The sequence below is a fragment of the Desulfosporosinus lacus DSM 15449 genome (assembly GCF_900129935.1).
Lineage (GTDB): Bacteria > Bacillota > Desulfitobacteriia > Desulfitobacteriales > Desulfitobacteriaceae > Desulfosporosinus > Desulfosporosinus lacus.
In genome coordinates this window covers 52,676-64,836 of sequence record NZ_FQXJ01000021.1, presented here as the reverse complement: position 1 = coordinate 64,836, position 12,161 = coordinate 52,676, and the positions used below count along the sequence as shown (strand labels likewise).

The window sequence follows — 12,161 nt, the reverse complement described above, 5'->3', positions numbered from 1 at the left end:
TACTTCCGCACTATTTGCCATATCCAGAAGCTTTATTTTTCACATAATTTGGAACCTTGAATTCGTATCTCGATCTAGAACCTCACGAATAGCGACAGAACAACCAAAACTTCGCCTTGACGCTTTTCTTTAGGGTCGAGTATAATGAGGATGTTCTCGTGGACGAGGGCTAGCCGAGATTGCGTCTTCTTCGTGACGACATTGTAGGGGGGATCAACTTGACTCTTCAAGCCCAACCAGAACTACCGGAGTGCGAAATCATCGACGTTATCGTGGATGAAGAGGTGGTTGAGCTTGCCAAGGAAGGCGACGCTGCAGCACTGGAGTATCTAATTAACAAATATAAAAACTTTGTTAGAGCTAAAGCACGTTCTTACTTTCTTATTGGCGCTGATCGTGAAGATATTATCCAAGAGGGTATGATTGGACTCTATAAGGCAATACGAGATTTTCGCGGGGACAAACTCTCTTCCTTTAGAGCCTTTGCTGAATTATGTATCACACGACAGATAATTACTGCGATTAAAACTGCGACAAGGCAAAAACATATTCCGTTAAACTCATATGTTTCCTTGAACAAACCCATTTATGACGAAGATTCGGACAGGACTCTGCTCGATGTAATCTCGGGAACCCGAATCACAGATCCTGAAGAACTAATCATCAGTCGGGAAGAATTTGACGACATTGAAGAAAAAATGGGCGAAATTCTTAGTTCTTTAGAGTGGAAAGTACTTATGTCATACTTGGAAGGCAAATCTTATCAAGAAATTGCTGTAGACCTGAGAAGACATGTGAAATCAATCGATAACGCGTTGCAACGGGTTAAGAGAAAGCTCGAACGATATCTTGAACGGAGAGATGGATAAATTTACATATTTCTTTATTGATAAAAAGACTTGCATTATCAATAAAGAAATGGTAAACTACGTAAGTGCCTTGGGGTGATGATTGTCGCACACGGGAATTAGTGCCGATGTAGCTCAATTGGTAGAGCAGCTGATTTGTAATCAGCAGGTTACAGGTTCGAGTCCTGCCATCGGCTCCATGACTTAATGAGGATTGCATGAAATAATTTAGCAATAAACATTTATAACTGCATGGTAACTTCACAAGGGCTGACAAGTGTAGTGATCACACAGGACAACTAAAGCGGTACGTCGCGGGGTGGAGCAGTGGTAGCTCGTCGGGCTCATAACCCGAAGGTCGTTGGTTCAAATCCGGCCCCCGCAACCAAGTATGATTTAGACAGCAAAGCTGTCTTTTTTGTTATACTGGTTAGAAAGTATAACATATCACCATCCCTGAAACTTGCCATTCATGGCGGTGTTCAAATCTAAACCATATTGGTTGAGTCTTGACTACAGGGGCACTCGTCCGTCCTAAGCGAGTCAAGCCAGCGTCAGCCAAGTTTTCTTCATAAGATGTTTTTTCTTGACAGTAAAATTATCTTATGATAAAGTATTTTGAGTAATGGAAAAAATACAGCGTCCTACCGTTGTCCGGGAGGTGTTCGTGAATGCGTGTTGGCATTATTTTAGCGTGTACGGATTGCAAGCACCGTAACTATGCTACTATGAAAAATAAGAAAAATAACCCAGATCGCTTGGAAACTCAAAAGTTTTGCAAGTTTTGCAAGAGCCACACTCTGCATAAGGAAACAAAGTAATTTTTTTTTTGCAAAGGTTTATGTACGCCAGGAGGCGTTGTCACGGAGTCGATGATGTGGATGTCTGTAAGGATGTGAAGTGATGGGCGAGTTGAAGAAACCGGCCAATACTCTGCGACAGAAAGATAAGGCGATGGAGTATTTCCGCGGGGTTTTGAGCGAACTCAAGAAAGTTCATTGGCCAAGCCGCAGGCAGTTGCTTACCTACACAGTAGTTGTGTTTTTTGCGGTAGCAATTGTATCCATTCTAATGTGGATTGTTGATAGCGGTTTAAGTGCGGCCTTGACCAAGCTGCTGCCCTAAACATAAGTTTCAACGGCAGTGTCTGAGGAGGTCCCTGAGAAATGGCAAAAGATTGGTTTGTGATTCATACCTATTCTGGCTATGAGAACAAGGTTAAGATGAATCTTGAAAAACGTGTTGAATCTATGAACATGGAAGAAAAGATTTTCCGAGTGCTTGTTCCCATGGAAGATGAAATTGAGTTCAAAAATGGTAAACAAAAGATTACCAAGCGCAAGGTATATCCGGGTTACGTCCTCGTCGAGATGGAAATGACGGATGACTCATGGTATGTTGTTCGTAATACTCCGGGAGTAACAGGGTTCGTTGGCTCTGGGACTAAGCCTATTCCGTTGCTTGACAGTGAGGTTGTAACCATTTTACAACAAATGGGGATGGATGAGATTCAAACTCGGATTGATTTTGATATTAATCAAAGCGTTCAGGTTATTGCTGGTCCGTTCAAAGATTTTGTTGGGGTGGTTCGAGAAATCCTTGCTGACAAAGGAAAGCTGCGGGTTGAGGTATCTATGTTTGGAAGAGAGACACCCGTTGAACTTGAGTTCGCACAGGTTCAAAAATTAGACTAATAAATGTTATCCTAACAAGGGGGTGTAAATGACAATGGCAAAGAAAGTAATTGGGTTGGTAAAATTAGCGATTAATGCAGGAAAGGCAACACCGGCACCTCCGGTTGGTCCAGCTCTGGGTCAGCACGGCGTTAATATTATGGGCTTTTGCAAAGAGTACAATGAACGTACGAAAGATCAAGCAGGGCTTATTATTCCGGTAGAAATTACTGTATACGAAGATCGTTCCTTTACCTTTATTACCAAAACTCCACCAGCAGCAGTATTGCTTAAGAAAGCTGCTAATATTAATTCGGGTTCTTCTGAACCGAATCGCAAAAAAGTTGCAGCCGTTCCTAAATCAAAGATACGCGAAATAGCGGACATTAAGATGAAGGACTTAAACGCAGCAAGTATTGAAGCGGCAATGCGCATGATCGAAGGAACAGCGCGGAGCATGGGAATCGACGTAGTCGAAGGTTAAGTGAAATTTTGTGGGAGGGCTAAGCCCGCATAACCACAAGGAGGTTAATAGAATGGCTAAAGTAGGGAAAAAATATCAAGAGGCTGTAAAATCATTTGATCGTATTGCACTCTACGAACCAACAGAGGCTTTATCAATTGTAAAGACTAACGCTAAAGCTAAGTTTGATGAGACTGTAGAAGTTGCTTTCAAATTAGGCATTGATACCCGTCATGCAGATCAACAAATTCGGGGTGCCATTGTACTTCCGAACGGAACAGGTAAAACCCGCTCCGTGTTGGTATTTGCTAAAGGGGAAAAGGCCAAAGAAGCAGAATTGGCAGGAGCAGACTTTGTTGGAGCCGAAGACATGATTGCCAAGATCGAACAAGGTTGGTTCGGTTTTGAAGTAGTTGTAGCAACACCAGACATGATGGGAATGGTTGGTAAACTAGGTCGAGTACTCGGACCTAAAGGCCTTATGCCAAACCCGAAAACTGGAACGGTTACCCTTGATGTAACTCGTGCGATCAAAGAAATTAAGGCTGGTAAGATTGAATACCGTGCGGATAAGGCTGGCATTATACATGCACCAATCGGTAAAGCCTCATTCGGTGTGGAACAACTACTGGAAAACTATCGCGTGTTAGGAGAAACTTTGCTTAAAGCGAAGCCTGCAGCTGCCAAGGGTCAATACATGCGGAGTGTCACAGTGTCCTCTACCATGGGACCGGGTGTACGCATTAACCCTGCAAAAGCAGTCTAAACACAGATGTGCTTGACAGTGTTCTATAAATAGGATAAACTTATCAGGAATTTAATATGTCCGCTGTAGAAAGCAGGTGCCGAAAGGCTTAATGTCCTGCCGAGGTTGGAAGATTACGCCGAAAGATATTCATTTGGCATTCTTAACCTCTGCAAACGCGGAGGTTTTTTGCTGGGTTTATCTATAGGGAAGGAGGTACACAGAATGCCTAACATCGAAGAAAAAAGTCTGGTAGTCTCGGAGATTAAAGAAAAGTTTCAAAAGTCTTCAGGTATAGTTTTGGCCGATTACCGCGGTTTAACTGTGGCCCAAGTAACGCAACTGCGTTCTCAACTGCGTAATGCTGGAGTCGAGTATCGGGTTTTGAAAAACACCCTCGTACGTCGCGCCGCTGATGAGTTAGGGGTAGAGGGGCTTGATTCCTATCTTAAAGGACCGACAGCGCTCGCCTTTAGTGCAGATCCTGTTGCTCCGGCCAAGATATTAATGGACTTTGCTAAAGCAAACAAACTCAAAAAGTTTCAGATTAAAGCTGGAGTATTAGAGGGGAAAGTTATCGGAGCCGAGGGCGTTAAAGCTCTTGCTGATCTGCCTTCTCGCGAAGTCTTGCTCACTATGGTTCTGCGCGGTATGCAAGCTCCTCTTACAGGTATGGTTAATGTTCTTCAAGGACCGATCCGTAAAATGGGTTATGCGTTGGAAGAAGTACGCAAACTTAAGGCTGCTCAATAGTTTTTATCATCTAGATAACAATAATGTTTTATAATTTTAAGGGGGAAATTAAAAATGTCTAAAGTAAATGAAATTCTCGAAGCCGTAAAAGGCTTAACTGTTCTCGAATTGGCTGAACTCGTAAAGGCTTTTGAAGAGGAATTTGGCGTAAGCGCTGCTGCCCCAGTAGCGGTTGCAGGCGTAGCATCTGCAGCTCCTGCAGCAGATGCAGCTGAAGAAAAAACCGAGTTTGATGTCATGCTTATGAACTGCGGAGCTTCCAAAATTGGCGTTATTAAAGTAGTTCGTGAAGCAACCGGCCTAGGGCTTAAAGAAGCAAAAGACCTCGTAGACAATGCACCAAAACCAGTTAAAGAAAAGGTCTCAAAAGACGAAGCTGAAGCTTTAAAAGCTAAGTTAACTGAAGCCGGTGCAACCGTCGAAGTTAAGTAAGAGTTTATGGCAGAAGGTACTCTCTTGTAGAGAGTACCTTCTTTATTTTGGATAGGCAGTATATTTGAACAAAATTGTACTTTCAGAATAGAATAGTAAAATATGAATTGAAGACGAAAAGCTAAAATATTTTCTTGACAGAGGGGTTCCGTTTTGTTATACTTTATAAATGTTACTATATGTAAATGGAATTTATTACTTAATCCATCCATGCTATGGTAATAAGTTAAAAGCATTAGATAATAAGGAGATATTATCTTTGAAATTGTCGGAATGATAGCGGAACATCATAAACAGTTAAGCGAGGTTCTTTTAAAGGCCTTGCTTTTGGCTGTATATGTCAATATATTATTAGACCTCAATGAGAGAAAACCACACTGAGGGGTGAAACGTAAATGTTCTATCCTGTTAAGGTTGGGACACGAGAGCGCTGGAGCTACTCCAGAATCCGTGAAGTTCTCGACATGCCAAATTTAATTGAAATCCAGCAAAACTCCTATCGTTGGTTTCTTGATGAAGGGTTGCGCGACATGTTTCGCGATATTTCACCGATTCAAGATTTCACAGGCAATCTCGTTCTAGAATTTGTCGATTATAGCTTAGGAGAGGCTAAATATCAGGTGGAGGAGTGTAAAGAACGCGATGTTACATATGCCGCGCCACTCCGAGTAAAGGTTCGCCTGATCAACAAGGAAACTGGAGAAGTGAAGGAACAGGAAGTCTTTATGGGGGATTTCCCGTTGATGACAGACAAAGGTACCTTCATTATTAACGGTGCCGAACGTGTTATTGTCAGCCAACTTGTTCGATCGCCGGGGGTTTATTATGCCGAACAAATTGATCCCAGCGGGAAAAAGCTCTATGGAGCTACAGTTATTCCAAATCGTGGGGCTTGGCTAGAGTTTGAAACGGATGTTAACGATAATATCTTTGTAAGAGTTGACCGAACTCGGAAGCTTCCAGGCACTGTCCTTATTCGTGCCTTAGGATATGCCAGCAACGGTCAGATCTTGGAGTTATTTAACGATAATGAATATATCCGCGCTACTTTGGAAAGGGATAACTCAGAGTCGACAGAAGAAGCATTGGTTGAAATCTATAAAAGGCTAAGACCAGGCGAGCCGCCGACGGTTGACAGTGCACGCTCATTATTGGAAGCATTGTTCTTTGATGCTAAACGCTATGATCTGGCCAAGGTTGGTCGATATAAACTCAATAAGAAACTAGGGCTGGATATCCCAATGGATGTACGACATCTAACTCGCGGAGATATCGTGGCCAGTGTTCAGCGAATGCTTGCCTTGATGGAGGGTGAAGGGCATAAAGACGATATTGACCATTTAGGCAATCGGAGGTTGCGCTCTGTAGGGGAGTTGCTTCAAAATCAATTCCGAATTGGATTATCTCGTATGGAACGCGTAGTGCGCGAACGAATGACGATTCAAGATGTTGAAGTGATTACTCCTCAAGTATTAATTAACATCCGACCTGTTGTGGCTGCCATTAAGGAATTCTTTGGCAGCAGTCAGTTATCTCAATTTATGGATCAAACAAATCCGCTGGCAGAGTTAACGCATAAGCGGCGCTTAAGTGCTTTAGGACCTGGAGGATTGAGCAGAGAACGTGCAGGTTTTGAAGTTCGTGACGTCCATCATTCTCACTATGGCAGAATGTGTCCTGTGGAGACGCCGGAAGGACCAAACATTGGTCTGATTGGATCTTTAAGTACATTCGGACGCATTAATCCTTATGGCTTCATTGAAGCCCCTTACCGCAAGGCAAATAAGGAGAGCGGAAGCGTTACTGATGAAATTCATTATTTAACGGCTGACGAAGAAGAAAAGTATGTTGTAGCACAGGCTAATGCGCCACTTGATAAGGATGGCAATTTTCTAGGGGAGAAAATTGATGGTCGTCATGGACCAGATTTCGTGCATGTGTCTCCTAACCAAGTTGACTATATGGACGTCTCTCCAAAGCAAATGGTATCCATCGCTACAGCACTTATCCCCTTCTTGGAGCATGATGATGCAAACAGGGCTTTGATGGGTTCAAACATGCAACGGCAAGCAGTGCCGCTTTTGCGGACGGATTCGCCTTATGTAGGGACTGGAATGGAATATAAGACTGCTAAGGACTCCGGTGTTTGCGCAATCACTAAACGAGCTGGGGTAGTTGAGCGGGCGACCGCTGACGAGATCATTGTCCTCGGTGATGATGGGATGACAGAAAAGCATAAACTGCTTAAATATTCTCGTTCTAATCAAGGAACCTGTATTAACCAGCGACCCATTGTTATGAAAGGGGAGCGGGTAGAGGCCAGCCAAATCATTGCGGATGGTCCATCAACTGACCATGGAGAACTCGCTTTAGGCCGCAACGTTTTAGTAGCTTTTATGACATGGGAAGGGTATAACTACGAAGATGCTATCTTGATAAGCGAAAAGCTTGTTCGAGAGGATTATTATACATCTATTCATATTGAAGAATACGAATCAGATGCCCGCGATACTAAGCTTGGACCAGAAGAAATCACTCGCGACATTCCGAATGTTGGGGAAGATGTTCTGAAAGATCTTGATGAGCGTGGAATTATTCGTATCGGAGCTGAAGTTCGTCCGGGAGATATCTTAGTTGGTAAAGTGACACCGAAGGGTGAGACAGAGCTAACGGCAGAAGAACGTTTGCTTCGAGCTATTTTCGGGGAAAAGGCGCGTGAAGTGCGTGACACTTCGTTGCGTGTACCCCATGGAGAAGCTGGAAAAATTGTCGATGTTAAAGTGTTTACCCGCGAAAACGGGGATGAATTATCCCCTGGTGTAAATCAACTTGTTCGTGTCTACATCGCTCAAAAACGGAAAATATCTGTGGGTGACAAGGTGGCGGGACGCCACGGTAACAAAGGGGTAATTTCACGCATTATGCGTCAAGAGGATATGCCTTTTATGCCGGATGGCACGCCGATTGAAGTAGTCCTTAATCCATTGGGCGTTCCTTCTCGGATGAACATCGGACAGGTGCTTGAGACTCACTTAGGCATGGCGGCTAAGGCCTTAGGGATACGTATTGCAACCCCGGTCTTTGACGGTGCTACTGAGGATGATATTTTTGAAACTTTAGAGAAGGCCGGCATCTCAAGAGATGGGAAGACGATGTTGTATGATGGACGGACAGGAGATCCGTTCGACAGCAAAATCACTGTTGGCTATATGTATGTTCTCAAACTTCACCATTTAGTTGACGATAAGATTCATGCCCGTTCCACAGGTCCATATTCCCTCGTAACCCAGCAACCTTTGGGCGGTAAAGCTCAATTCGGTGGGCAACGCTTTGGAGAAATGGAAGTTTGGGCGTTGGAGGCTTATGGAGCAGCTTATACTTTACAAGAAATCCTAACGGTTAAGTCAGACGATGTCGTTGGACGTGTAAAAACATACGAAGCGATTGTTAAAGGAGAGAACATTCCTGAACCAGGAATCCCCGAATCGTTTAAGGTTTTGATTAAAGAAATGCAGAGTTTGGGACTTGATGTTAGAGTCTTGTCAGCAGATGACAGGGAAATTGAGATTCATGATACCGATGAGGATATAACGGAAACCGCAAAGGAACTTGGCATTGATCTGCATGAAGAACTCCCGCTTCCTTCAACTCGAATAGTTGGGGCGAAGGATGAGGAAGACACCATGGTCGACGAGGAAGATCCTCTCGATGAATTAAATGTTGAAGTCCTTGAGGAAGAAGATATAGATCTTGGCGATCTCAAATAGTCCCCGGACGAAAGGAGCGATAAGGATTGCTAGACGTCAATAACTTCGACCGTATGCGTATCGGTTTGGCTTCTCCGGATATGATTCGTGAGTGGTCATTTGGAGAAGTAAAGAAACCTGAAACCATTAACTATCGGACCTTAAAGCCGGAACGTGAAGGTTTGTTTTGTGAAAAAATCTTTGGCCCTACTCGAGATTGGGAGTGTCATTGCGGAAAATATAAACGGGTTCGTTATAAAGGGATAGTCTGTGACCGTTGCGGTGTTGAAGTAACCCGTTCAAAAGTTCGTCGTGAGCGTATGGGGCACATAGTTCTTGCTGCACCGGTATCTCATATCTGGTATTTCAAGGGAATCCCGAGCCGTATGGGGCTGCTTTTGGACATGTCTCCTCGCGCTTTGGAAAAAGTCCTCTATTTTGTCTCTTATATTGTGACAGACTCTGGTGATACGTCTCTAATGAAGAAACAGCTTCTGACAGAAACAGAGTACAGGGAATATCGTGATAAATATGGGGATCGTTTTCAAGCCAGCATGGGAGCGGAAGCGGTTAAACAATTGCTCGCCGAGATGGATTTAGACAAATTAAATGAAGAACTGCGAATAGAGCTCAAAGAGGTATCCGGACAGCGGAAAATCCGTGCCATTCGTCGTCTCGAGGTTGTGGAAGCCTTTAAATCTTCAGGAAACCACCCTGATTGGATGATTATGGACGTTGTTCCTGTGATTCCACCCGAACTGAGACCAATGGTCCAGTTGGATGGCGGTCGTTTTGCAACGTCGGACCTCAATGATCTCTATCGACGAGTGATTAATAGGAACAACCGCTTAAAGCGTCTCTTGGATCTCGGTGCACCAGATATTATCGTGAGAAACGAGAAACGGATGCTCCAGGAGGCGGTTGATGCCTTGATTGACAATGGCCGTCGCGGACGTCCTGTGACTGGGCCGGGAAACCGACCTCTTAAGTCTCTCAGCGATATGTTAAAAGGAAAACAAGGTCGTTTCCGACAAAATCTCTTAGGAAAACGTGTTGATTATTCCGGACGTTCCGTTATCGTTGTTGGACCAAATCTTAAGCTTCATCAGTGTGGTCTGCCAAAGGAAATGGCTTTAGAGCTCTTCAAACCCTTCGTGATGAAAAAGCTTGTCAATGAGGGCCATGCACACAATATAAAAAGCGCTAAGCGCATGGTTGAGCGGGTGCGGCCTGAGGTGTGGGATGTTCTCGAAGAAGTAATCACGGATCATCCAGTTCTCTTGAACCGTGCACCAACTCTTCACCGCTTGGGTATCCAGGCATTCGAGCCAATCCTGGTTGAAGGCAGAGCTTTACAGATCCATCCGTTAGTTTGTACAGCGTACAATGCTGACTTTGATGGTGACCAAATGGCTGTACATGTTCCGTTATCAGCAGAGGCTCAGTCTGAAGCAAGATTGCTTATGTTGTCAGCGCATAATATCCTTAACCCCAAAGACGGACGACCGGTGGCCACTCCTACTCAAGATATGGTTTTAGGATCGTATTATTTAACTATGGAGCGTCCGGGCGCCTTTGGAGAAGGGAAAATATTCAAAGACTATGACGAAGCTGTTTTAGCTTATGATTCCAAAGCAGTTCACTTGCAGGCCAGCATTAAAGTTCGCCGGGGCGGAGAACTCTTGGAAACAACCGTTGGTCGATTGATATTCAATTCTGTCATTCCTCCTCAAATTGGTTATTTCAATGAAGTAGTAGGCAAAAAGGGCCTCGCTGACATTGTAGCTAAAACTTATCGCAAGGCGGGCTATGAAGCTACTGCTAACTTATTAGACGGGCTTAAGAGTCAAGGGTTTAAATTTTCCACTAGAGCTGGAATGACTGTCGGATTGACAGACATTACGGTTCCCAAAGAGAAAACAGAAATTCTCGCCAAAGCAGACATTGCAGTTGCTAAAACCGAACTTCAATATAGACGTGGTTTGATCACGAATGAAGAACGTTATAATCTGGTCATTGATACATGGGCTAAAGCAACTAAAACTGTAACCCAAGCTTTGATGGATACCTTAGATGTATTTAACCCTGTTTATATGATGGCGACATCAGGTGCCAGAGGAAATATTCAACAGTTGAGACAATTAGCAGGAATGCGGGGACTTATGGCGGACCCGTCTGGACGGACCATTGAGTTGCCAATTAAGGCTAATTTCCGTGAAGGACTCACAGTTTTAGAGTACTTTATTTCTTCTCACGGTGCACGTAAAGGTCTGGCAGATACTGCTTTGAGAACGGCTGACTCAGGTTATCTGACCCGTCGATTGGTAGATGTCTCTCAAGATGTGATTGTGCGCGAAGAGGATTGTGGAACATTAAACGGCATTATGGTCGAGGATATTAAGGACGGTCCAGAAATAATTGAACCATTAGTAGATCGTCTTGTCGGGCGCTTTGTATTAGAGGAGCTACACCACCCGGAAACAGGAGAAGTGCTTGCTGTACCGGATACTGAAATGACAGAAGAACAAGCCGCGGAAATTGCTAAATGCTTTGATACGGCGATAATTCGTTCAGTCCTAACCTGCAAATCGCGGTACGGAGTCTGCAAGAGATGCTATGGTCGCAACCTGGCTACAGGACGCCCAGTAGAAATGGGAGAGGCAGTAGGGATTATCGCTGCCCAATCCATTGGAGAACCCGGTACTCAGCTGACCATGCGTACGTTCCACACCGGAGGGGTTGCGGGAGACGATATAACCCAAGGTCTTCCGAGGGTAGAAGAGCTTTTTGAGGCACGTAAACCTAAAGGGCAAGCGATCATCTCAGAAGCTGTTGGAAAAGTGTCAATCAGCGAAGTTAAAGGGCGACGTGAAGTGGATCTCCTAACTGAAACTGAAGAACACATAGTCTATACGATTCCTTACGGTTCGCGCCTTTGTGTCAAGGAAGGCCAGATGGTCGAAGCTGGGGATGAGTTGACTGAAGGAAGTATTAACCCCCATGATATGCTGAAAGTTAAGGGTCAACGCGGTGTTCAGGTCTATCTTCTAGGAGAGGTTCAACGAGTTTACCGTCTGCAAGGGGTAGATATTAACGACAAGCATATTGAAGTGATGGTACGTCAGATGTTACGCAAGGTAAAAATCGACGATGCCGGGGATACAAGTCTGCTTCCCGGTGGGCTGATAGATGTTTTTGATTTCCAAGATGAGAACGCACGAGCTATTGCTGAAGGCGGAGAGCCAGCGGTCGCGCACCCAGTACTTTTAGGAATTACCAAAGCCTCATTGGCTACGGACTCATTCCTTTCGGCGGCTTCTTTCCAAGAAACTACTCGTGTTCTTACTGAAGCGGCTATAAAAGGAAAAGTAGATCCTTTGCTTGGATTAAAAGAAAATGTCATTATCGGAAAGTTGATTCCTGCCGGAACAGGCATGTTAAGATATCAAAATGTAAAATCTTTGGAAACAAATCCGACCGAATTGTTGACACGCTAGAACT

Annotated in this window: 10 protein-coding genes, 2 tRNA genes and 1 other annotated feature; all 12 genes read left to right on the top strand. The window is 44.2% G+C overall.

Annotation, left to right across the window (positions count from 1 at the left end; translation table 11 throughout):
• Positions 1 to 218: 218 nt before the first annotated feature.
• The 12 genes from sigH (at position 219) to rpoC (ending at position 12,157) form a co-directional block, all read left to right on the top strand.
• Positions 219 to 869, top strand: coding sequence for an RNA polymerase sporulation sigma factor SigH (gene sigH / locus BUB11_RS21735; RefSeq protein WP_143187687.1), 651 nt, complete (start codon positions 219 to 221; stop codon positions 867 to 869).
• Positions 870 to 972: 103 nt separating this feature from the next.
• A tRNA-Thr gene (locus BUB11_RS21730) sits at positions 973 to 1,048 on the top strand.
• Positions 1,049 to 1,161: 113 nt separating this feature from the next.
• Positions 1,162 to 1,236 (top strand) — tRNA-Met (locus BUB11_RS21725).
• A gap of 283 nt (positions 1,237 to 1,519) precedes the next feature.
• Positions 1,520 to 1,669 (top strand): 50S ribosomal protein L33, encoded by a 150-nt coding sequence (rpmG, locus tag BUB11_RS21720; protein WP_045575441.1) that lies wholly within the window; start codon positions 1,520 to 1,522, stop codon positions 1,667 to 1,669.
• 82 nt (positions 1,670 to 1,751) lie between these two features.
• The gene (secE, locus tag BUB11_RS21715) at positions 1,752 to 1,973 is read left to right on the top strand and encodes a preprotein translocase subunit SecE (protein ID WP_073032218.1); all 222 of its coding nucleotides are present in this window, start codon (positions 1,752 to 1,754) and stop codon (positions 1,971 to 1,973) included.
• A gap of 41 nt (positions 1,974 to 2,014) precedes the next feature.
• Positions 2,015 to 2,542 (top strand): transcription termination/antitermination protein NusG, encoded by a 528-nt coding sequence (nusG, locus tag BUB11_RS21710; protein ID WP_073032216.1) that lies wholly within the window; start codon positions 2,015 to 2,017, stop codon positions 2,540 to 2,542.
• Between the two features lie 34 nt (positions 2,543 to 2,576).
• Positions 2,577 to 3,005, top strand: a complete 429-nt coding sequence (rplK, locus tag BUB11_RS21705) for a 50S ribosomal protein L11 (RefSeq protein ID WP_073032247.1) — start codon at positions 2,577 to 2,579, stop codon at positions 3,003 to 3,005.
• Positions 3,006 to 3,057: 52 nt separating this feature from the next.
• Positions 3,058 to 3,750: a 50S ribosomal protein L1 gene (gene rplA, locus BUB11_RS21700; RefSeq protein ID WP_073032214.1), complete on the top strand. Its 693-nt coding sequence runs from the start codon at positions 3,058 to 3,060 to the stop codon at positions 3,748 to 3,750.
• 45 nt (positions 3,751 to 3,795) lie between these two features.
• Positions 3,796 to 3,929 (top strand) — a sequence feature (ribosomal protein L10 leader region).
• Between the two features lie 25 nt (positions 3,930 to 3,954).
• On the top strand, positions 3,955 to 4,482 hold the full coding sequence (rplJ, locus tag BUB11_RS21695) for a 50S ribosomal protein L10 (RefSeq protein ID WP_073032212.1): 528 nt from the start codon (positions 3,955 to 3,957) through the stop codon (positions 4,480 to 4,482).
• A 54-nt stretch (positions 4,483 to 4,536) separates the two neighbouring features.
• Positions 4,537 to 4,914 (top strand): 50S ribosomal protein L7/L12, encoded by a 378-nt coding sequence (rplL, locus tag BUB11_RS21690; RefSeq protein ID WP_073032210.1) that lies wholly within the window; start codon positions 4,537 to 4,539, stop codon positions 4,912 to 4,914.
• Between the two features lie 395 nt (positions 4,915 to 5,309).
• Positions 5,310 to 8,681 (top strand): DNA-directed RNA polymerase subunit beta, encoded by a 3,372-nt coding sequence (gene rpoB, locus BUB11_RS21685; RefSeq protein WP_073032208.1) that lies wholly within the window; start codon positions 5,310 to 5,312, stop codon positions 8,679 to 8,681.
• Positions 8,682 to 8,707: 26 nt separating this feature from the next.
• Complete coding sequence (gene rpoC / locus BUB11_RS21680; protein ID WP_073032206.1) at positions 8,708 to 12,157, top strand: DNA-directed RNA polymerase subunit beta'; 3,450 nt, start codon at positions 8,708 to 8,710, stop codon at positions 12,155 to 12,157.
• Positions 12,158 to 12,161 lie beyond the last annotated feature (4 nt).

Bases quoted from the DNA above. Each gene is read 5' to 3' on its own strand.
- rplA (WP_073032214.1), top strand. From the start codon at position 3,058: ATGGCTAAAGTAGGGAAAAAATATCAAGAGGCTGTAAAATCATTTGAT.
- nusG (WP_073032216.1), top strand. From the start codon at position 2,015: ATGGCAAAAGATTGGTTTGTGATTCATACCTATTCTGGCTATGAGAAC.
- rplL (WP_073032210.1), top strand. From the start codon at position 4,537: ATGTCTAAAGTAAATGAAATTCTCGAAGCCGTAAAAGGCTTAACTGTT.
- rplJ (WP_073032212.1), top strand. From the start codon at position 3,955: ATGCCTAACATCGAAGAAAAAAGTCTGGTAGTCTCGGAGATTAAAGAA.
- rpmG (WP_045575441.1), top strand. From the start codon at position 1,520: ATGCGTGTTGGCATTATTTTAGCGTGTACGGATTGCAAGCACCGTAAC.
- rplK (WP_073032247.1), top strand. From the start codon at position 2,577: ATGGCAAAGAAAGTAATTGGGTTGGTAAAATTAGCGATTAATGCAGGA.
- rpoB (WP_073032208.1), top strand. From the start codon at position 5,310: ATGTTCTATCCTGTTAAGGTTGGGACACGAGAGCGCTGGAGCTACTCC.
- secE (WP_073032218.1), top strand. From the start codon at position 1,752: ATGGGCGAGTTGAAGAAACCGGCCAATACTCTGCGACAGAAAGATAAG.